Source organism: Haloterrigena turkmenica DSM 5511, from assembly GCF_000025325.1.
GTDB lineage: Archaea > Halobacteriota > Halobacteria > Halobacteriales > Natrialbaceae > Haloterrigena > Haloterrigena turkmenica.
In genome coordinates this window covers 3,005,528-3,026,756 of sequence record NC_013743.1, presented here as the reverse complement: position 1 = coordinate 3,026,756, position 21,229 = coordinate 3,005,528, and the positions used below count along the sequence as shown (strand labels likewise).

Genomic DNA, 21,229 nt, shown 5'->3' with positions numbered 1-21,229 from the left:
ACGGATCGAAGAATCCATACGCGAATAGGTCGAATCAACGCCCTCTCAGTGATTACATATGCGTCTCGGCCAAACCTCTATCATATATTTCCTTTCGAAACTCTTCGCATCGGGGCTCGGATTTCTGGCGACCATCTACATCGCCAGAATGCTTGGTCCGGGTCCGCTCGGCGTTTACAGCGTTGCCATCGGACTCGTTTCATGGCTCGCCATCGCAGGGAAAGTCGGTCTGTCTGGAGCGATATCGAAACGGGTCTCGGAGGGAGAAGACCGGGGCGAGTACGCACTCGCGGGGACGACTATCATCTTCAGTCTGTTCGTTCTTGTCGCCTGTGGACTCGTATTGTTTCGAACGCAGGTCGCCGACTACATCGGGTATCCCGCCACAGGATATATCGTGTTGATCCTGTTGGTAGTCCTCCTCAATAGTCTGATAAACTCGCTCCTCGTCGGACTACATTTGGTACACGTAAGCGGCGTGTTATCTCCGGTGCGGACTGGAGGCCGAGCGCTGCTTCAAATCGCTCTCATCGCCACCGGTGCGGGCACAGCTGGACTGTTTACAGGACACATCGTCGGATACTGTCTCGTCATTGGCATCGGCGGTTTCTTTATCGCTCGAAACTTACCGGACCTTTCCCGACCTAAGCGCCGACATTTCGAACGGCTCGTCGACTTCGCGAAGTTCTCCTGGCTTGGTAGTCTCCAGTCGAAGATGTTCAGCTATACCGATATTATCGTCCTCGGGGTGTTCGTGTCCTCGGGGCTGATCGGCGTCTACGCGGCGGCCTGGAATATCGCGGAGTTTCTCATCCTCTTTAGCGGCGCGCTCAGCTCAACCCTGTTTCCCGAAATAAGTTCGCTCTCGGCGGAGGAGGACTCACAGGTCGTCGCACGAATAGTCGAACAGTCGCTTTCGTTCGGCGGGCTCTTTCTGGTTCCCGGGTTGTTCGGCGGAGCGTTGCTCGGCGAGCGCATTCTCCGGATCTACGGCCCAGAGTTCCCGAAAGGGTCGACCATTCTAACGGTGCTGATCGTCGCGAACCTCCTCATGGGGTATCAGAACCAGCTGTTGAACACCCTCAATGCGATCGACCGTCCCGATCTCGCATTCAGAGTCAACGTCGTGTTCGTCGCGATCAACGTCACGCTCAACGTCGGGTTGATCTCTCTGTACGGCTGGCTCGGTGCGGCGGTGGCAACGACGGTCTCGGTCGCGGCCAGCCTCGTGCTGGCGTACTACCACGTGGACACGATCATCGACTTCGCGGTCCCGACGGGCGAGATCGCCAAACAGTGGTTCGCTGCCGTCCTCATGGCTGGCGTGGTGTACGCCGGGCTCTGGACGGAGTCGACCTATAGACTGCTTAATCACAACGTCGCGACCGTCGTGTTGCTTGTCAGCCTCGGCGCGGGCGTCTACTTCACTGTGCTACTGGCGATTTCGACGGAGTTCCGAACGGTCGTCGACCAGAACGTCCCGTTCGGCCTCCCAATCCTCTCAAGCGGCTAATCGAACCCGGTCAATACCGGCCGCGACTGTTGCCCTTTCCCGAAGCATTTGTCCCGCTCTTTCGACCGGTACAATCTGAAACACTGGATCCACCGGCGAGAGTCAGGCATCAGCGAGACCTATGCCAAGAAACTCGTCTCAAGGACGATCAACGCGATCCTCGAGCTCTCCAAACACCGACTAGCGGTCCGCAAACGCACCCAGCGCAAGAACGGCCTCGAGTACACCGAACGCCGGCTGATCCTCCCGCGGAACGCCGAGATTCCCGGTGAAACGACCGTCGAGTCGCTCACAAGACATATAATCCCCCACAGAAATCGTATGGCATATGCAAGCAGTCGTTTTAGCAGCCGGAAAAGGCACCCGCCTCCGGCCGCTCACCGACGACAAACCGAAGGTCCTCGTCGAGGTAAACGACAAACCCCTCATCGAGGACGTCTTCGATAACCTCCTCGAGATCGGCGTCAACGACATCGTCGTCGTCGTCGGCTACCAGAAGGAACAGATCATCGAGCGCTACGGCGACGAGTACGAGGGCGTTCCGATCACCTACGCTCACCAGCGCAAACAGCTCGGCCTCGCTCACGCGATCCTCCAGGCCGAACCCCACATCGACGAGGACTTCGTCCTCATGCTCGGGGACAACGTCTTCCGCGGGAACCTCGGGGACGTCGTCAACCGCCAGCAGGAGGATCGCGCGGACGCCGCGTTCCTCGTCGAGGAGGTGCCCTACGAGGAGGCCTCCCGCTACGGCGTGCTCGACACGAACGAGTACGGCGAGATCGTCGAGGTCGTCGAGAAGCCCGACGACCCGCCGTCGAACCTCGTCATGACGGGCTTTTACACGTTCACGCCGGCGATCTTCCACGCCTGTCACCTCGTCCAGCCCAGCGACCGCGGCGAGTACGAACTGCCGGACGCGATCGACCTGCTGATCCAGTCGGGGCGGACCATCGACGCGATCCGGATGGACGGCTGGCGCATCGACGTGGGCTACCCCGAGGACCGCGAGGCCGCCGAAGAACGCCTACAGGACGACGGCAAGGCGGTCGAAGCAGCAGTAACGGCCGAGTGAAAACGTGATTCGGACCGCTCGGTCCGGTCGAACCAGATCGCATCATACGGAAGAATTCTCCTGCACCGACACTCTCCAGCCGAGTGACGACGTCCTCGAGGAACCACACCAACGAATACCGTACGAGACACGCCCGTGACTCGAGAAGACAACCAAACGCCCACCTACCAGGGCTCGTTCTTCAGCCCGAGTTTGTACGCGATCATGTTGGTCGTCACGTGCAGGATCGGCGTGAGGATCACGACGACGGCGACGACCCCCACTGTGAAGACCTCGAAGAACCACTCCCGCGCCAGCAGCGCCGTCAGGGGAAGCGAGACGACGACGAAGTCCAGTTGATCGAGCCCAGGGAACATCGCGCCGCGCTGGCGACCGGTGCGGCGTTTGAGAAACGACGCGAGGATGTCGCCGAGCATGGCCCCGGCGGCGAGACCCAGCGCCGCGAGGGGTTCGAACTCGGGGACGTCGATCCCGGTCGCGTCGGCGACGGCCGGCGCGAGCACCGTCAGGAGGCCCGCCAGCGCGAGGCCAGCGACGATTCCGGCGGCGGTGCCCCGCCAGGTCTTGCCGTCGCCCAGCATGCGTTTGTCGCCCCACGTTCGGCCGCCGTCGATCGGTCGCCCGCCGCCGGCCAACACCGCGGCGTTGTTGGGAACGTATGCGGGCAACATCGCCCAGAACGCGATCACGATTGTCTCGAGGATTGCCATATCCGCCGGAACGAACCCGGGTCTCTTAACCGCCGGTGGTTTGGGGCGAACGGGCGCGTCGACGGGTCCGCCGGCGTGGCTCCCGTGAGCGCGATCGCTGCGCCGCGGACGGTGACGCGTACACGTTCCACCAACCCGCTCCCGTCCCACACCAAGTGTAAACAGTATCCGTATCTACTATACACGAAAAACTTTTAGCATTCCTCGTTGACCCTCTTCGCAGGGTCTGTTATCATGCCCCGAGATATTTTCGACGACGCCGAATACGAACGCCGAGTCTCCCGGACGAAAGAGCGGTTGCGCGAGGAGGACCTCGACGCGATCGTCGTCTCGGATCCGGCCAACATGAACTACCTCACCGGCTACGACGGCTGGTCGTTCTACGTCCACCAGGCGGTCGTCGTCACCCCCGACCGCGACGAACCGGTCTGGATCGGCCGCGAGATGGACGGCGGCGGCGCTCGAGCGACCACGTCCCTCTCCGACGAGAGCATCCTGTCCTACAGCGACGACCACGTCCACTCGCCCCACGACCTCCACCCGATGGACTACGTCGCGGGCGTCCTCGAGGACTTAGACGTCGCCGACGGCCGCATCGGCCTCGAGATGGACGCCTCGTACTTCACCGCGAAGTCCTACACCCGACTCCAGAAGAACCTCCCCGAGGCCGAGTTCGAGGACGCGACGCTGCTGGTCGGCTGGGTGCGGATCAAGAAGTCCGAACAGGAACTCGAGTACATGCGCGAGGCCGCGCGTATCTCCGAGAACGCGATGCAGGCCGGCCTCGATGCCATCGAGGAGGGCGTCCCGGAGTACGAGGCCGCCAGGGCGATCTACGACGCCCTCATCGCGGGCACCGACGAGTACGGCGGCGACTACCCCTCGATCGTTCCGCTGATGCCGTCCGGCGACCACACCGACACGCCTCACCTGACCTGGACCGACCGCGAGTTCGAGGACGGCGATCCGGTCATCATCGAGCTCTCGGGCTGTCGCCACCGCTATCACTCGCCGCTGGCCCGCACCACGTTCGTCGGCGACCCGCCCGCCGAACTCGAGGAGACCGCCGATATCGTCGTCGAGGGGATCGAGGCCGCACTCGACGCCGTCGAACCGGGCGTCACCTGCGAGTCCGTCGAGAAGGCCTGGCGCGACACCATCGCCCAGTACGGCCTCGAGAAGGAGGACCGCATCGGCTACTCGATGGGGCTGGGCTACCCGCCGGACTGGGGCGAGCACACGGCCAGCATCCGGCCCGGCGACGAGACCGTCCTCGAGGAGGACATGACGTTCCACATGATCCCGGGCATCTGGACCGAGGAGGTCGGCATGGAGATCAGCGAGACGTTCCGCGTCACCGGCTGCGGTGCGGAGACGCTGGCCGACTTCCCGCGGGAACTGTTCACGACCTAACCCGGCTCACACCGACCATGGTACCGTCGACATACTACTGTCACCGATATCACTAGCCGATAGATGACTACGACACCCCCAGAAGAAGCCGAAGCCGACACCGGATCGGACGATGCCCCAGCATCGGCGCTCGTCACGGCGCGTCGCCAACTCGAGCGGGCGGCGACCCACGTCGACGTCGATTCCGGCGTGATAGAGCGATTAAAACACCCGACCAAGGTCCAGCAGGTCTCGGTACCCCTCGAGCGCGAGGACGGCTCCGTCGAGGTCTTCACCGGCTACCGCGCCCAGCACGACGACGTTCGCGGCCCGTACAAGGGCGGACTGCGCTTTCACCCCGAGGTGACCGCCGAGGAGTGCACCGGGCTCTCGATGTGGATGACCTGGAAGTGCGCCGTGATGGACCTCCCCTTCGGCGGCGGGAAGGGCGGCGTCGCCGTCGACCCGAAGCAACTGACCGCGGACGAGACCGAGCGACTCACCCGCCGGTTCGCCGAGGAACTGCGTGACGTCGTCGGACCGACGAAGGACGTCCCCGCGCCGGACATGGGTACCGACGCCCAGACGATGGCCTGGTTCATGGACGCCTACTCGATGCAACAGGGCGAGACCATCCCCGGCGTCGTCACCGGCAAACCGCCCGTCGTCGGCGGCTCCTACGGCCGCGAGGAGGCGCCCGGTCGCTCGACCGCCATCGCCGCGCGCGAGGCCGTCGACTACTACGACCGCGACCTCGAGGACACCACGATCGCCGTCCAGGGCTTCGGCAGCGTCGGCGCCAACGCGGCGCGCCTGCTCGAGGACTGGGGCGCGACCGTCGTCGCCGTGAGCGACGTCAACGGCGCGATCTACGATCCCGACGGGCTCGACACCCACGCGGTCCCGACCCACGAGGAGGAGCCCGAAGCCGTCCTCGAGCAGGACGCCCCCGAAACGCTCTCCAACGAGGCGATCCTCGAGCTCGACGTCGACGTGCTGATCCCCGCGGCCGTCGGCAACGTCATCACCGCCGACAACGCCGACGCGATCGACGCGGACATCGTCGTCGAGGGCGCCAACGGCCCGACCACGTTCGCCGCCGACGCCATCCTCGCAGAGCGCGGCGTCCACGTCATTCCGGACATCCTCGCCAACGCCGGCGGCGTCACCGTCTCGTACTTCGAGTGGCTCCAGGACATCAACCGCCGGCAGTGGTCCCTCGAACGCGTCAACGAGGAACTCGAGGAGCACATGCTCGAGGCGTGGGCCGACGTCCGCGAGGAGGTCGAGGCGAAGGACCTGACGTGGCGCGACGCGGCCTACGTTGTCGCGCTCTCACGGATCGCCGAGGCGAAGGCGACGCGCGGACTCTGGCCGTAAGTCGTTCGCGTCGGTTTTTCGGATTCCGTTTCGTTCGTATCGCGCACGATCCGCTCGCAGCCGCGTTCGTCAATCGACACCACTACCGGACTGCTCGCGTCGCCTCTGCTACCACTAACTCCGGACCGAAACACCATCTACGGTGGCGCGCGCTGGGACGCGGTGAGTCGTTGACGAACCGCGTCCCGAAGCCGTGCGAGGGATGAGCGAATAGTGCGGGACCTTCGGTCCCGCATACCATGCGAACGGCGCGAAACGCCGTGAGCAGACGAAGTGAGCGTTAGCGCGGGACTTCTGGTCCCGCGAACCATCCGAACGGGTGCTTTGCACCCGTAAGGAGAAATCGGCTGGGGAGGGAGTGGTAAATCCTCGCCGCCAGGGGTAGCAGCACGCTTCATTTTCACGACCACGTTCGGATGGATTCGTTCAATAACTGAATAGCTGACTCGTGATAGAGTGGAATAGAATATTCGTCCTGCTATCGTGGCAACGGGGAGCGCCACGCCCTCCCCAGCCGATTCGCTCACTCTCTGCGATCGCTCGCTCATCCCTCGCGCGACTTCGAAACGCGACTCACTATCCGTTCGTCGCGTCCCAGCACGCGCCATCCAGTATCGGATGCGTCGCCGAAGCGATAGGGAGGATCTCTGTGAGCCAGACGAACCGTGATTCGAGAACAGTACCGGTCACAACCATATTACCGTGAGCGAAAGGATGATCAGTACGATCGTTGAAATTTCGACATGGATAGCCTCACTGGATACCTCGCGAAGGGGTTCGAACTCGCCACCGCAGTCGGCACCCTCGAGGTCGCCCGCCGAACCGACCGCGGAATCGACCGCGAGCACCTCGTCTTAGGGTTCAGCCTCGGCATGGCGTACCGAATCCTCGAGGGGGAGTACGTCGGCCGGTTCCGGGAACACCCGCTGCGATACCTGACCTTTCTATCGCTGTGGCTCGCTATCACGAGAGCCGTCCTCCCGATGGACGACGAGTCGGGCAACTACTCGGTCGGGAGCGGCGTCGGCATCGGCTCGCTGGTCTTCGACGTCGTCGACCGAAAGCGGGAGTCGTAGCGAGTCGGAACTGTCCTCGAGTCGCGACGTCGCTGGTTCGAGTCAGCGGACCACGGCCGCGAGTTTCTCGACCGGGTGGGCCGGATAGTCGCCCTCGTGGCCCTCGAGTTGGGTCCGACAGGAGGCGCCGGGCGCGACGACTTCGTCACCGTCGCTGTCGTCGACTTGTTCGAAGAGGATCGACCCGATCTTCCGACTGAGCGAGTAGTGTTCGGCCTCATAGCCGAAGCTCCCGGCCATCCCGCAACAGCCCGAGTCGAGGGCGTCGACCTCGTAGCCGGCGGCCTCGAGCACCGTCGCGGCGTGGCCGTCCTTCTTCGTCGCCTTCTGGTGGCAGTGGCCGTGGTAGGTCAGCCGCTCGCGGGCGGCCGACTCGTCGACACCGACCTCCGCGAGCAGATCGAACCGGTCGACGTACTCCATGACGCCGTAGGTGTTCGCCGCCACCCGCTCGACGTCGGGCCCGGAGAGCAGGTCCAGGTAGTCCGACTGGAGCATCACGGCGTCGGAGGGCTCGACGAGGACGACCTCCCAGCCGTTCGCGACGAACGGCTCGAGGGCGTCGACGTTCGTCCGCGCGCGCTCTCGCGAGCGGTCGAGGAAGCCCTTCGAGTGGGCCGGCCGGCCCGTCGACGTGATCGCGTCGGGGATCGTCACGTGAACGCCCGCAGCCTCGAGCACCCGAACCGCGGCCTTCCCCGCGTCGGGATGGTTGTAATTCGTGTACGTGTCGGGGACGAGCACGACCCGTCGGCTGGCCGACTCGCGGGGCACCGTCGCACCGCCCCGCGATTTAAACCAGTCCTCGAGGCTCTCGCTCGCGAACGTCGGCAGCTCACGCTCGCGGGCGATCCCGAGGGTCTTCTCGGCGATAGCACCCGACCCGGGAAGCGACGCCGCCCAGTTCGATAGCGGCGCGAGCGCGCTCCCGACGGCGTTCAGTCGATCGACGTTCGCGAAGAGCCGATCGCGCAAGCTGGCACCGTTCTTCTGATGGGCGGCGTGCTCCACTTCGGCCTTGAGCTTCGCCATGTCGACCTCGCTCGGGCAGTCCCGCGCACAGCCCTTGCAGCCGACACAGAGGTCCATGATCTCCGCCAGGAACTCCTCGTCGATGGCATCGGTCTCAAGGTCGCCGCTCATCGCCTGTCGGAGCATGTTCGCCCGCCCGCGGGTACTCAGGCTCTCCTCTTCGGCGGCGCGGTAGGTCGGACACATCACGCCGCCGGTGGTCTCCTGCTCGCTGCGACAGCCGCCGCAGCCGTGACAGAGCTCGACCATCCCCTGGAAGCCGTTATCGTTGTCCCACTCGAGTGCGGGCTCAAAGCCGGCCTCGAACTCGTAGTCGGGATCGAACCGGAGCTGTTCGATCATGCGGTGGTCGCCGCAGACGTTGCCCGGATTCAGGAGCCAGTCGGGGTCGAACGCCGTCTTCAGGTCGCGGAAGAGCTCCCAGACGTCGTCGCCGTAGAGCTTGCGATTCCACTGGGTGCGGGCGCGACCGTCGCCGTGCTCGCCCGACACGCTCCCGCCGTACTCGACGACGAGGTCGGTCACGTCGTCGGCCAGCGACTCGAACGCCTCGAGGCCGGCCGTGCTCTTGGTGCTGACCAGCGGCCGCATGTGCATACAGCCGGGGCCGGCGTGGGCGTAGAAGCTCGCGAACGTGTCGTACTCCTCGAGGACTTCCTGAAAGTCCGCCACGTAGTCCGCGAGATTCTCGGTGGGGACGGCGGTGTCCTCGATGAACGAGATGTGCTTCTCGTCGGACGTCCGCGAGAGCAGAATGGGCGCCGCGCTCTTGCGGAGCTTCCAGAGTTCGGCGATCCCCTCGGGGTCGTGGGCCTCGAGGGCGTCGAAAGCACGGACCGGCGCCGAACTGCCGGTCTCGGAGTCGCTCGGATCCGGAACTTCCTCGTCCGGCAGCCGATCGGCCAGCAGGTCCGCGACCTGCTCGCGGCCGTGGTCGTCGTCCTCGGCGTAGAACTCCACGAGCAGCGCGGTCTCGGTGCCCGCGGGGAGTCGCTCGGCGACGGCGGCGAACTCTTCAGTATTTTCCGCGAGTTCGATCAGGACGTCGTCGATCGCCTCGACGGCCGCCGGGTCGTGGTTCCTGACGATGGTGTCGACGTCGGCCATCGCCTCGAGCAGGTCGCGGTAGGTCAACAGCACCACCGACGTGGTCTCGGGAACGGACTCGAGCGAGACTGTCGCCGCCGTGACAACGCCGAGGGTCCCCTCGCTGCCGGCGAAGACGCGGGCGAGGTTGACGGTCGCGTCGGGGTCTGGGTCGGAGTCGGCGTCGATCGAGATCGAGTCCGCGGCGTTCTCGTCGAAGGCCTCGGGTGTCCCGTAGGCTTCCGCGACCAGCCGATCGAGGTTGTAGCCCGAGACGTTGCGCTTCAGTCGCGGGAAGACCTCGCGGATCGCGGCGGCCTCTTCGTCGATCACGCGGCGCAGCGCCTCGTGGATTCGCTCGAGCAGGTCGCCGTCCGGATCGGCCCGCTCGCGGAGTTCGCCGACCGTCACCTCGCCGAAGCGCTCGACGGAGCCGTCGGCGAGGACGACCTCGCACGCCTCGACGTAGGCGTCGGTCTTCCCGTACTGCAGCGAGTGGGCGCCCGTCGAGTTGTTCCCGATGGCGCCGCCGACGGTGCTGCGGTTGCCCGCCGCGGGATCCGGCGCGAACTTCAGTCCGTGGGACTCGAGGGCGCCGTTCAGGTCGGCGAGGACGGCTCCGCCCTGTACGGTCGCCCGCTGCCCGTCGGGGTCGATCTCGAGAACGTCGCCCATGTGCGCCGTGAAATCGAGGACGACGGCCTCGTTGACCGCCTGTCCGGCGAGGCTCGTTCCGCCGCCGCGCGGGAGCACCGGGATACCGTTCTCGGCGCAGTAGCCGACGACGCTCGCGACGTCGTCGGTCGAGCGCGGGAGGACGACGCCGACGGGCGTCATCTCGTAGGCGCTCGCGTCGGTCGCGTACAGCTGTCTGCTGTACTCGTCGAAGCGCACCTCGCCGTCGATCCGCTCGCGCAGCGCCGCCACGAGCGCGGGACGGTCGACGTCGCCGCCGACGTAGTCGTAATCGGCCCGCGGATCCGCTGCCGGATCTCCCTCGCGGGGATCCGCCGGCGGCCCGAGTTGGCTCTCGTCCGGAGTCGACGTCTGGTCGCTGTGGTCGGTCGTGGAACGCGTCTCTTCTGTGGCCATCGTGCTGTTAGCTCCCGTCGGGCTGATAGACGGCGTTCTCGAGGTCGTCTCCCTCGCCCGCCTCGAGCGCCCGGAGGTTGGTCGCGACGATGTCGGCCAGCCGATCCCAGTGTTTCGGCGTGTGGCCGCCGGTGTGGGGCGTGATCAGGCAGTTCTCGAGGTCCCAGAGCTCGTGGTCGTTCGGGAGCGGTTCGGGGTCGGTCACGTCGAGGGCGGCCCCGCGGATCCCCTCGTACTGCAGCGCCGAGACGAGCGCGTCGGTGTCGACGATGCCCCCGCGGGCCGCGTTGACGAGCACGGCCTCGGGCGGCAGCGTCGCCAGCGCGTCCTCGTCGACGAGATTACGGGTCAGATCGTTCAGCGGGCAGGCGAGGACGACGTAGTCGCTGCGGGAGAAGGCCTCGTGGATATCGTCCTCGTCGAAGCCCAGCACCTCGTCGGTCGGGCCGTCCTTCTCGGGCGTGTACCGGATCCCGATCGTCTCGACCTCGAACCCCTCGAGGCGTTGGACGACCGCCTGGCCGATTGAGCCGAGGCCGACGACCGTGACCGTGCTGTCGGTGAATTCGTGGGACTGGAAGTGACGCCACTCACCGTTCTGCTTGCGGCGCCAGCCCTCGTGGAGGTTCCGCGCGAAGACGAGCATGTTGGCGATCGTCTGCTCGGCGATGCCGGGCGCGTGGATCCCGCCCGCGTTCGTGACGGCGACGCCGTGATCCGCCAGCGCGTCCATCGGCACGTGGTCGGTGCCGGCGAACGTGCAGGCGAACAGCTCGAGGCGGTCGGCCTCGGCGAGCAGCGCCTCGTCGATCGTGATGCCGGTCACGACCCGCGCCTGCGGGACGAACTCGCGCTCTTCCTTCGGCGTCCGCGCGAGCGCGACGGTGTGCTCGGGCAACCGCTCGCGGAGGGTCTCGGCGTACGATTCCATCGACAGCCCTTCCGTTCCCTCTCTCAGAACGACGACGTCTGGATTCGTGCTCATAGTGATGAGTGTGCGCGCCACATCGGCGCGTCGCCGCTGCAGCGCAACTATACGTGATGATTGTCAGCGATTCTCTTATCCTTTTTGTGTAGTCGGCGTCAACACTGATTGTGTATAATTAAGTCGCTGGAGCGCGTCAGTGTCTCGCATGACCGAGCCGATACGGGACCGCCTCGTCAGCCTCCGCCGGAGCCTGCACCGCCACCCCGAACCCGCGTGGCGCGAGTTCTCCACCACGGCCCGCCTCGTCGAGGAGATCCGGGCCATCGGCGTCGACGAACTCGCCGTCGGACCGGACGCCTACGACCCCGCCGATCGGATGGCCGTCACCGACGACGACCTCGAGCCGTGGATCGAACACGCCCGCGAGCGCGGCGCAGATCCGGCCCTCTTAGAACGGATGACCGGCGGCAACACCGGCGCCGTCGCGGTGCTCGAGCGCGGCGAGGGGCCGTCGATCGGGCTGCGCGTCGACATCGACGGGCTGTTTATCGAGGAATCGACCGACGCGGACCACGATCCCGCCGACGAAGGCTTCCGCTCCGAAATCGAGGGCACGATGCACGCCTGCGGCCACGACGCCCACATGACCTGGGGGCTGGCCGTCCTCGAGGCGATCGCCGAGAGCGACTTCTCGGGCCGATTCGTGGTCTTCTTCCAGCCCGCCGAGGAGACCGGCGGCGGGGGGTGTCCGATGGCGAAGAGCGAGTTCGCGGACGGACTGGACTACCTGCTCGCCGTCCACGTCGGCCTCGACCACCCGACGGGCGAAGTGGTCGCGGGGATCGAGAAGCCGCTGGCGATGTGCCACGTCGATCTGACGATCGAAGGCACCTCCGCCCACGCGGGGAAGGCGCCCAACGAGGGCGACAACGCGATGCAGGCGATGGGGACGGCGATCGAGAACGCCTACGGCATCCCCCGCCACAGCGACGGGATGACCCGGGTGAACATCGGCAAGGCCGAGGCGGGGACGGCGAGCAACGTCATCGCCGAGCGCGCCACCATGGAGGCCGAGGCCCGCGGCGAGACGACCGAACTGATGGAGTATATGCGGGACCGACTCGAGCGAACGGTGAAGAACGCGGCCCGGATGCACGGCTGTCGGGCCGAGTTCGACGTCGTCAGCGAGTCGCCTCGAGCCGACAGCGACCCCGAACTGCAGTCGCTGGTCAGCGAGGTGGCGGGCGAGGTCAGGGGGATCGATCACGTGATTCCGGCCGCCGACTTCGGCGCGAGCGAGGACGCGACCTTCCTGATGGACCGCGTCCAGAGAGATGGCGGCCTGGCGACGTACATGATCGTCGGCACTGACCACCCGACGAGTCACCACACGACGACGTTCGACGTCGACGAGCGCAGTCTCGAGCACGGGGTCGACGTCCTCGTCAATTCCATCCGAGAACTCGAGCGCCGGCATCCCGTTCCACACGTCGGGGACGGAGCGGAAGTGGCGCACGGGGAAGGGGGGCCGATCGGGGAGAGCGGAGCGATCGGGGAGGACGGAGCGATCGGGGAGGACGACGGATGAACGAGGCGAACGAGATTGACGAGGAACTGGTCACCCGCGAGGACGTTGAAGACGCCCGCGAGCGCATCGACGACGTCGTCCACCGGACCCCGCTGGACACCTCGCGGACGTTCGCCGACCTGAGCGGGGCGGCCTCGGTCGGACTCAAACTCGAGAACGTCCAGCGGACGGGCTCGTTCAAGATCCGCGGCGCGTACAACAAGATGGCCCAGCTCTCGGCGGCGGAGCGAGAGGCCGGCGTCATCTCCTCGAGCGCGGGCAACCACGCCCAGGGCGTGGCGCTCGCCGGCCAGTTGCTCGGTATCGACACGACGATCGTCGTCCCCGAGGTGACGCCCGCCGCGAAGATCGAGGCCACCCGCGGCTACGGCGCCGAGGTCGTCGTCGAGGGCGACATCTACGAGCGCTCCTACGAGTATGCCCTCGAGCGCGCCGACGAGACCGGCGCAACCTTCGTCCACCCCTTCGACGACGAGGCGATCGTCGCCGGCCAGGGAACGATTGGTCTGGAGTTGCTAGAGCAGTATCCCGACCTCGACACCGTCCTCGTCGCGATCGGCGGCGGGGGGCTCATCTCGGGGATTGGGACAGTGCTGAAAGCTGCCGAGAAGGATGTCCGCGTGATCGGCGTCCAGCCCGAGGGCGCGGCCCACGCGAAGCCGTCGTTCGAGGCCGGCGAGATCCGCGAACTCTCGGACGTCGACACCGTCGCCGAGGGGATCGCCGACACCCGGATGCTCGAGACCACGTTCGCGATCGCCCGCGAGGTCGTCGACGACGTCGTCAGCGTGAGCGACCGGGAGATCGCTGCCGCCGTAGCGCTACTGGCCGAGCGCGCGAAGACGGTCGCGGAGAGCGCCGGCGCGACGCCGCTGGCGGCCGCGCTGTCGGACGAGACGGACCTGAATCTCGAGGGCGAGCACGTCGGCGTCGTCGTCTCCGGCGGAAACGTGAACCTTACCGAGCACGCGGAACTCGCACGGACCGGACTCCACGAACTCGAGCGCTACGTCGAAGCCAGACTGGCCGTCTCGGGGTGGCCGACGAGGGTAAGCGAGGTGGTCGAAACGATCGAATCCGAAGGCGCGGAACTGGACGTCTTAGAGCGCGCCCGTCGGACGTCGGTCGACGAGCCGAATCGAGTGCCCGTGACCGTCGGCCTCGAGGGCAGCGGCCCGGAGCATCTCGAGGGGGTTCTGGACGGGCTGAACTCGCTCGAGGGCGTTTCGGTGCTCGAGCGATCGTTCGACTGAGCAATTCGGCGAGGGCTCGACGACCTCGGCCGAACGGTCGACTACCTCCGCTCGTCTCTGTGTTCGTTGATCGGTGTGCTCGAGGAGAACGGCGTCGAAGAGCTGTGTCCTGTTATCGTGGCAACGGGAATCGCCACGCCCTCCCCAGCCGATTTCTCCTCACGGGTGCGAAGCACCCGTTCTGATGGTTCGCGGGACCAGAGGTCCCGCACTAACGCTCACTTCGTCTGCTCACGGCGCGAAGCGACGTTCGCATGGTATGCGGGACCGAAGGTCCCGCACTATTCGCTCATCCACCGGAAGACGCTCCGCGTCTTCCGAGCCGTCACTCGCTACGTCTGCTCACGGGCCATGCGCGGCGCGCAGCGCCGCGAATTCGAGGCGGTGAAACCGTCTCGTACGGCCCATTCGCATGGTATGCGAGACCCCGGTCTCGCACTACTCGTGAAGACCTCGCACGGTTTCGTCGACCCGCAAGTGCTCGGCTGGTCGCCAGCGCGCGCCACCGCATGGGAGGTGTCTCATCACGAGAGATCGAAGAAACGGAAGCGGAAACGAGGTCGGTAATCAGTCGCGACGAACCGTTCATCTGCGGTAACCGAGTGGCTTTGTAGCCCGCGCCGAAAGACAGGAGTAGAATGGGATCGCCCTCCTCGACCGACCCCGGGGTTCAGGCCCGAATCCGACAGCAAGAGGTCATCGCGGAACTCGGACAGCGAGCGTTGGAGACAGACGACCTCGATCAGTTGATGCACGACGTCTCGGTCGCCGTCGCCGAGACGCTCGACAACGAGTACTGCAAGGTGCTCGAGCGGTTACCGGGCGGCGACGAAGTCTTCCTGCGACAGGGCGTCGGCTGGCGAGACGGTCTCGTCGGAACGGCGACGGTGTCAACGGATCTCGATTCGCAGGCCGGCTACACGCTCCTCAGCGAGGAACCGGTCATCGTCGACGATCTCCGCGAGGAGGAGCGCTTCTCCGGCCCCGAGTTGCTCACGAACCACGACGTGGTCAGCGGCGTCAGCGTCATCATCGGGTCGGTCGAGGAGCCGTGGGGGGTGCTCGGCACGCATACGACCGACCGCAAGGAGTTCACCACGCACGAAGCCAATTTCGTGCAAAGCGCCGCGAATATCCTGGCGGCGGCGATCGAGCGCGCGAACAAGGAAGATCAGCTCCGCGAGCGCGAAGCCCAACTGAGCGTCGCGACCGACGCCGCGTCGATCGGACTCTGGCTGTGGGACGTACGGGAAAACGTCTTCACCGCCGACGAGTTTCTCGCGGAAGCGTACGGAATGGATCCGGAGATAGTGACGACGGGCGCGCCGATCGAGGCGTTCTTCGAACCGGTCCCCGAGACCGACGAGGACGGAATTTGGGACCGACTCGACCGAGCGCTGGAGACGGGCGTGTTCAGCGCCGAATACCGCATCGAAAACGGCGACGGCGACGTCATGTGGGTCGTCTCTCGCGGCGAGGTGGAGTACGACGCGAGCGGCGACCCGGTTCGGATGCACGGCGCCGTCACCGATATCACGGAGCGAAAGCGCCGCGAGCAGCAACTCAAGGAGCGAGAGGCGCGGTATCGGGACCTGTTCACCTCGATGTCCGAGGGGTACTGCGTCATCGAGCGGGTCGACACGCCGCCAGCGGAGCCGATCGATTTCCGCTATATCGAGGCGAACCCGGCGTTCGAGGAGCACACGGGATTGGCCGACGTCGTCGGAAAGACGATCCGAGAACTGGTGCCGGAAGAGCAAGAGGAGTGGTTCGAGACCTACGATTCCGTCGTGGAGACCGGCGACCCGGTCAGGTTCGAGCGCGAACTGACGACGCAGGGGCGGTTCCTCGAGTGCTACGCGTTTCCGGTCGGTGACGAATCAGACGCACAAGTGGGGGTCCTCTTCACGGACGTCACCGAACGAGTGGAGCGCGAACGGCGGCTGGAGGAGCTCGTCGAACGGCTGGAGACCTCGAACGATCGCTTGGAGCAGTTCGCCTATGCCGCCAGCCACGACCTCCAGGAGCCCCTGCGGATGGTCTCGAGTTACCTGCAACTCGTCGAGAGGCGGTACGGTGACGAGCTCGACGCCGAGGGGAGAGAGTTTCTCCAGTTCGCGGTCGACGGCGCTGATCGCATGCGCGAGATGATCGACGGGCTGCTCAAGTACTCTCGCGTCGAGACCGAAGGCGATCCCTTCGAGCCGGTCGATCTGAACGCGGTCCTCGAGGACGTTCTCGACGATCTCCAACTTCGGTTCGAAGAGAGTAACGGCGAGGTGACTACCGAGTCCCTCCCGACCGTCGAGGGCGACAGCGGGCAGTTACGACAGATCTTCCAGAATCTACTGGACAATGCCATCGAGTACAGCGGAGACGGCCCGCCGCGCATCCGCGTCTCGGCCGAGCGCCGGTCCGGAGACGACGCCTGGGAGATCTCGGTCAGCGACGACGGAATCGGCATCGATTCGGAGTACAGCGACCAGATCTTCGACGTCTTCCAGAGCTATCACGAGGGGGAGGGGTACAACGGAACCGGGATCGGACTCGCGATCTGCGAGCGGATCATCGAGCGACACGGCGGGGAAATCCGGGTTACCAGCGAACCGGGCGAAGGCTCGACGTTTACGTTCACGCTGCCGGCAGCGAGCGATTCCGACTAAGGATCGCATCAACTGCGGCCCACAGGAACCGGCAACCATCCGACATCACAGGATTCGTTTATGAATCTCCTCGAGACGATCGGCGACCGCGCTCGAGTCGGCCGCGAAAACGAAAATCGAAAACAAACGGATCAGTCGGCGACTTTCGCGCTCGGGCCGACGGCCTCGATGGCCTCCAGGAAGATCCCGATCCCCAGTTCGATCTCGCGTTCGGTCGAGTCCAGCGGCGGGAGCAGTCGGATCGTCTTCTTCCCGCAGCCGAGGGTGAGCAGGCCGCGCTCGAGGGCAGCCTTGACCACGTCGGACCGACGCTCGGGGGTGTCGAACTCGACGGCGAGCATCAGGCCCTTGCCGCGGACGTCCTCGACGTGGTCGGGCGCGTCGTCGCGCAGGAGTTCCGTGGCCTGCTCGCCCCGTCTGGTGGCGTTGTCCAGCAGGTCGTACTCGTCGATGGCTTCGAGGGTGAACGCGCCCATCATCGACCCCAGCAGGTCGCCGCCGCCGAAGGTCGATCCCAGCCGGTTCTTCTCGCTGGGGAAGACCTCGGAGCGCGAGATCGTCGCACCGACGCGCAGCGCCTTCGCGCTGGCGATGACGTCGGGTTCGATCGGGTAGTGGTCGGACGCCCAGATCTCGCCGGTGCGGCCGACCCCGGACTGGATCTCGTCGACGACCAGCGGGATGTCGTACTCGTCGGTGACGTCGGCCACTTCCTGCATGAACGCCTCGCTGGGGAACCGGTAGCCGCCGACGCCTTGAATGGGCTCGAGCGTGAGGAAGGCGATCTCGTCGGGGTTGACGTGGCCGCCCTCCGGCGAGAGCATCGAGCGGAGCTGCGAGCCGCCGCCCGCGAAGAAGCCGCAGTCACAGCTGTCGGCGTCGCAGCCGCGATCGGCGCAGAACGGGACCGTCTCGATCCCGCTGATCTCAGGGTAGTGACGCGTATAGACCTCCTTGGATTTCGTCAGCGAGAGGGTGCCGAGCGTGCGCCCGTGGAAGCTGCCGGCGAAGGAGATGCCGTATTTTGATGGCGCCCGATAGTCGTTCGTGATCTTCATCGCGTTCTCCATCGCCTCCGCGCCGGAGTTCGAGAGGAAGACCGTGTCCATCCCGTACTGACTCGAGACCTCGGTCAGCTTCTCCATGAGGTGACTCGAGCCGGGGAACTCGGCCTCCTCCGGGTTCGGACCGGAGCCGAAGTACATGTCTTGGCCCGCGATCTTCATCGGTTCGACGAGGTCGAACTCGCGGACTTTCTCGAGGACCTTCTCGTTGTTGTACCCCAGCGGCGCCGCGCCGATGTGACAGGTGAAATCGAGCAAGACGTTCCCGTCGACGTCGGTGACGAACGGCCCATCGGCTTCCCGCGTCACGTCCCAGACGAACTCGTGGGAGTACTCGCTGGGCGCGGAGTACTCCTGGTGGAAGTCGACCCACTGCTGGGCGTTCGGACCCGGAAGCGCGTCCGTGTCGGGTTCCGCCGTGTCCCTATCCATACACAGTTTATGTGTACCTCGTACATTAAATCTTGTTATCGGTTAGCGGGGAGTGCGGCATGAACCGCGAGCGAATCGCCCGCGAAAAATCGAACAGCATGACGGCCGCCGCGGATCGGTCGGCGCGGCGGAGGGCCGAAGCGGCTAGTCGTCGTCCGTCTCGACGGCACCGCCGGGACCGGACGGCGATTCCGTTTCCGGCTTCCGACTCGAGCCGATGAGGACGGTTTCCTCCTGGAGTAACAGCCGACCCTCGGTCGAACTGAAGTGTTTGATCAGCCCGAGCATGGCGATAAAGCAGACGAACGCGAACGGCGCGCCGGTGATGATCGCCGCCGACTGCAGGGCGTCGACGCCGCCGAGGATCATGAGGATCGCGGCGGTCATCCCGAGGACCACGCCCCAGAAGATCCGGTTGATGTTCGAGGGGTGTGCCTTCCCGCCGGTCGTCATCATCGAGACGGCGAGCGTCGAGGAGTCGGCGGACGTGATGAAGAACGTCGTGACGAGGAACATGAACGCGATCATGAACACTGTCCCGAGGGGGAACGCGTCGAACATGATGAAGCCGGTCGTTTCGGCGCCGAGTTCGAACGCCATCACCTCACTGAAGTCGGCGATCCCGTTGTGCTGCATCCAGACGGCCGTTCCGCCGAGCGAAATGAACCACGGAATCGTCGCTGCTGAGGTCGCGACGATACCGGTGAACGCGACCTCGCGGACGCTTCGACCGCGGGAAATTCGCGCGATGAACAGTCCCGCGAACGGAGACCACGAGAGCGCCCACGCCCAGTAGAAAACGGTCCAGGTGTTGGCCCACTCGGTGCCACCTTCGACGCCGGCACCGGTAAAGAGGCTCATCGCGACGAAGTCGGTGATCATCCCACCGATCGCCTGCGTTCCGAGCATGACGAGGAAGATCGACGGACCGAGAATGAAGGTCGCGAGCAGCAAGGTGACGAAGAGGATCATGTTGAAGTTCGAGAGCCGCCGGATCCCCTTATCGACCCCGAGCACCATCGAGAGCGTGAACAGGAGCGTCATCGTCGTCACCACGAGGATGATTCCGGCGTTACCCAGGTCGATCCCCCACTGGTAGTTGAGGCCGCTGACGAACTGGCTCCCGATGAAGCCGAGCGACGTCGCGACGCCGCCGATCGTCGCGAAGACGGCGAGGATGTCGATGACCTTCGCGGCCGGCCCGTCCAGGTTCTCCTTCCCGAGGACCGGTGTGAGCGCCGAGGACACGCGGAGGGGGACGTTCTCGTAGTTGTACGCGAAGTACCCGATCGCGATCCCCATGATCGTGAACACGGCCAGCTGCGGCAGCGCCCAGTGGAAGAGCGTCTGCTGGATGGCCACGCTCATCGCCGGACCGGTCTGACTGCCGACGTCGAACAGCGGCGACGGATTATCGTAGTAGAACAGCGCCTCGGTCGGTCCCCAGAACACGACGCCCGCCGCGAAGCCTGCGGAGTACAACATCGCGAAGAACGAGAGGAAGCTGTACTCGGGCGGATCGTCGCCGAAGCGAAGCTTCCCCCACGGACTGACGATCAGGAACAACAGGAAGACGACGATCGCGAACACGATCGCCAGCAGTGCCCAGTTCAGGTACTCGAGCATCACGGTGTTGAGCGTCGAAATCGTGTTCTCGACGAGGCTCTGGTTGATGAAGAACGTCCCGATGACACCGACGGTCAACAACGCTCCGAATGCGAAGACGATCGGATCGATCTCCTCGAGGAACGTACCGACCGCCCCCTTCTCGGCGTCGCTCATCGTGTCACCCCTGCGATCGACCGACAGCGTGCTGATTGAGCGTGCCTCCACCTGCCAACCGCCATGCTGCGTGATGGCATACCGGGTCAATCGACCGCGTACACAATAAGTGTTTCTCACTGTCCAAATAGATCTACAAATTGTGTTTATTGGACGATCACTCGTGAAGATCGGACTCTCTATCGTAATTTTAGATGTTCGTCCACTGCAGTCGGGATTGGAGTATATTCATTATGCGATACGCCTCAAAAATGAGCTTCACAAACCGCTACCAGAGTGGTGGTGTGGTTTCGAATCCACGACCTACAGAACGATTGACGGTCGAAGGATCCGGTACGTCGTTACGACAACCGCCGCCAGCGAGGGCGTACCGGCCGACGACCCGGCCGTCCTCGAGTCGGCCGAGCGGCCGGGAGCCGATTCGGAGACGGGCGGCGTCGATCGGCCGACGGTCAACGGTGATCGTATCCGCTAGTTCGTCAGTTCCTCGAGGTTCCGCTCGCGCGTCTCGGCGCTCTCGCTGACGCGCTCGGAGAACTCGTTGACCCGATCCTTGATCTCATCGCGGGTCGCCTCCGGCGAGAACCCGTCGGACATCGTTAGCAGGCGGACGAACGCTCGGAGCTCTTCGTCGGTGAGCTGTGCGAACTCCTCGTTATCGAGTTTCTCGATGACCTCGTCGACGTCGATCTGGCCGACCGGTTCGACGTTGAACTCGACGTTGACCATCCGGTAGTTCGAGCCCGCGAGCCGCTGTTCGGCCTTGCCGACGCCCTCGGAGAGCATGTCCTTGAACGGGGTGTGATACCCCATCGTCCCGAGGTGGAGAAAGGCGAGCATGTCGGTGATCCCCTGCGTGTAGGCGTCGCGGTCCTCGTCGTCGGGATCGAACACCGTCTCGCGGTCGCGTTCCTCCATGTACTCGAAGAGGATGCTGAAATCGAGAATCGCGTTGCGCACCCGCCGCCGGATGCGATTTCGCTTCTGTTTCTTCGAGTGGTCCGTGTAGTCGGTCTTCCGGCCCAGCAGGAAATCGCGATCGGAGGGCGTGAGGATGCCGCGCGGTCGATCCGAGTCGGCCGCCGTCCGAAGTGACTCCGGCACGTCGTCCTGGCTCATACAGGACACACAGTGGTCCTGTGAATTAACGTTTCTGCTGTGAA

General features: G+C 65.0%; 14 protein-coding genes and 1 pseudogene. 9 read left to right on the top strand and 6 right to left on the bottom strand.

The window, feature by feature from the left end; translation table 11 throughout:
- Window positions 1-58: 58 nt before the first annotated feature.
- From HTUR_RS14550 to aglF, 3 genes and pseudogenes are all read left to right on the top strand, one after another.
- Window positions 59-1,513, top strand: a complete 1,455-nt coding sequence (locus HTUR_RS14550; protein WP_012944080.1) for an oligosaccharide flippase family protein — start codon at window positions 59-61, stop codon at window positions 1,511-1,513.
- Window positions 1,514-1,585: 72 nt separating this feature from the next.
- Window positions 1,586-1,960 (top strand): annotated as a pseudogene (locus HTUR_RS28020) (hypothetical protein); the annotation flags it as partial.
- A complete protein-coding gene (gene aglF, locus HTUR_RS14545; protein ID WP_012944079.1) occupies window positions 1,842-2,588 on the top strand; it encodes a UTP--glucose-1-phosphate uridylyltransferase AglF in 747 nt (248 codons plus the stop codon). The pseudogene HTUR_RS28020 and the gene aglF, both read left to right, overlap by 119 nt.
- Before the next feature lie 164 nt (window positions 2,589-2,752).
- Here aglF and HTUR_RS14540 read toward each other — a convergent pair whose 3' ends face one another.
- Entirely contained in the window at window positions 2,753-3,298 is a 546-nt protein-coding gene (locus HTUR_RS14540; protein WP_012944078.1) for a CDP-2,3-bis-(O-geranylgeranyl)-sn-glycerol synthase, read from the bottom strand.
- A gap of 234 nt (window positions 3,299-3,532) precedes the next feature.
- Here HTUR_RS14540 and HTUR_RS14535 point away from each other — a divergent pair, with 234 nt between their 5' ends.
- From HTUR_RS14535 to HTUR_RS14525, 3 genes are all read left to right on the top strand, one after another.
- The gene (locus HTUR_RS14535; protein WP_012944077.1) at window positions 3,533-4,711 is read left to right on the top strand and encodes a M24 family metallopeptidase; all 1,179 of its coding nucleotides are present in this window, start codon (window positions 3,533-3,535) and stop codon (window positions 4,709-4,711) included.
- A gap of 63 nt (window positions 4,712-4,774) precedes the next feature.
- On the top strand, window positions 4,775-6,070 hold the full coding sequence (gene gdhB, locus HTUR_RS14530) for a glutamate dehydrogenase GdhB (protein WP_012944076.1): 1,296 nt from the start codon (window positions 4,775-4,777) through the stop codon (window positions 6,068-6,070).
- Window positions 6,071-6,813: 743 nt separating this feature from the next.
- The gene (locus tag HTUR_RS14525) at window positions 6,814-7,146 is read left to right on the top strand and encodes a hypothetical protein (protein WP_012944075.1); all 333 of its coding nucleotides are present in this window, start codon (window positions 6,814-6,816) and stop codon (window positions 7,144-7,146) included.
- Between the two features lie 42 nt (window positions 7,147-7,188).
- On the opposite strand, the gene HTUR_RS14520 is transcribed toward HTUR_RS14525, so the two are convergent.
- Together HTUR_RS14520 and HTUR_RS14515 are read right to left on the bottom strand one after the other, a co-directional pair.
- Window positions 7,189-10,356: an FAD-binding and (Fe-S)-binding domain-containing protein gene (locus HTUR_RS14520; protein ID WP_012944074.1), complete on the bottom strand. Its 3,168-nt coding sequence runs from the start codon at window positions 10,354-10,356 to the stop codon at window positions 7,189-7,191.
- A 7-nt stretch (window positions 10,357-10,363) separates the two neighbouring features.
- Window positions 10,364-11,341 carry an NAD(P)-dependent oxidoreductase gene (locus HTUR_RS14515; RefSeq protein ID WP_012944073.1) on the bottom strand — a complete coding sequence of 326 codons (978 nt, stop codon included), beginning with the start codon at window positions 11,339-11,341 and terminating at the stop codon, window positions 10,364-10,366.
- Window positions 11,342-11,489: 148 nt separating this feature from the next.
- Here HTUR_RS14515 and HTUR_RS14510 point away from each other — a divergent pair, with 148 nt between their 5' ends.
- The 3 genes from HTUR_RS14510 (at window position 11,490) to HTUR_RS14500 (ending at window position 16,788) form a co-directional block, all read left to right on the top strand.
- Window positions 11,490-12,872, top strand: a complete 1,383-nt coding sequence (locus HTUR_RS14510) for an amidohydrolase (protein WP_012944072.1) — start codon at window positions 11,490-11,492, stop codon at window positions 12,870-12,872.
- Entirely contained in the window at window positions 12,869-14,125 is a 1,257-nt protein-coding gene (gene ilvA / locus HTUR_RS14505) for a threonine ammonia-lyase (protein ID WP_012944071.1), read from the top strand. The genes HTUR_RS14510 and ilvA overlap by 4 nt, the downstream gene beginning before the upstream one ends.
- 638 nt (window positions 14,126-14,763) lie before the next feature.
- Complete coding sequence (locus HTUR_RS14500; protein ID WP_012944070.1) at window positions 14,764-16,788, top strand: ATP-binding protein; 2,025 nt, start codon at window positions 14,764-14,766, stop codon at window positions 16,786-16,788.
- Between the two features lie 131 nt (window positions 16,789-16,919).
- Here HTUR_RS14500 and HTUR_RS14495 read toward each other — a convergent pair whose 3' ends face one another.
- The 3 genes from HTUR_RS14495 to HTUR_RS14480 all read right to left on the bottom strand — a co-directional run bounded on the left by HTUR_RS14495 (window position 16,920) and on the right by HTUR_RS14480 (window position 21,185).
- Window positions 16,920-18,284 carry an aminotransferase class III-fold pyridoxal phosphate-dependent enzyme gene (locus HTUR_RS14495; RefSeq protein WP_012944069.1) on the bottom strand — a complete coding sequence of 455 codons (1,365 nt, stop codon included), beginning with the start codon at window positions 18,282-18,284 and terminating at the stop codon, window positions 16,920-16,922.
- Window positions 18,285-18,428: 144 nt separating this feature from the next.
- Window positions 18,429-20,066, bottom strand: coding sequence for a BCCT family transporter (locus HTUR_RS14490; protein ID WP_012944068.1), 1,638 nt, complete (start codon window positions 20,064-20,066; stop codon window positions 18,429-18,431).
- Window positions 20,067-20,537: 471 nt separating this feature from the next.
- Window positions 20,538-21,185: a hypothetical protein gene (locus HTUR_RS14480; protein ID WP_012944067.1), complete on the bottom strand. Its 648-nt coding sequence runs from the start codon at window positions 21,183-21,185 to the stop codon at window positions 20,538-20,540.
- Between the last annotated feature and the right edge of the window lie 44 nt (window positions 21,186-21,229).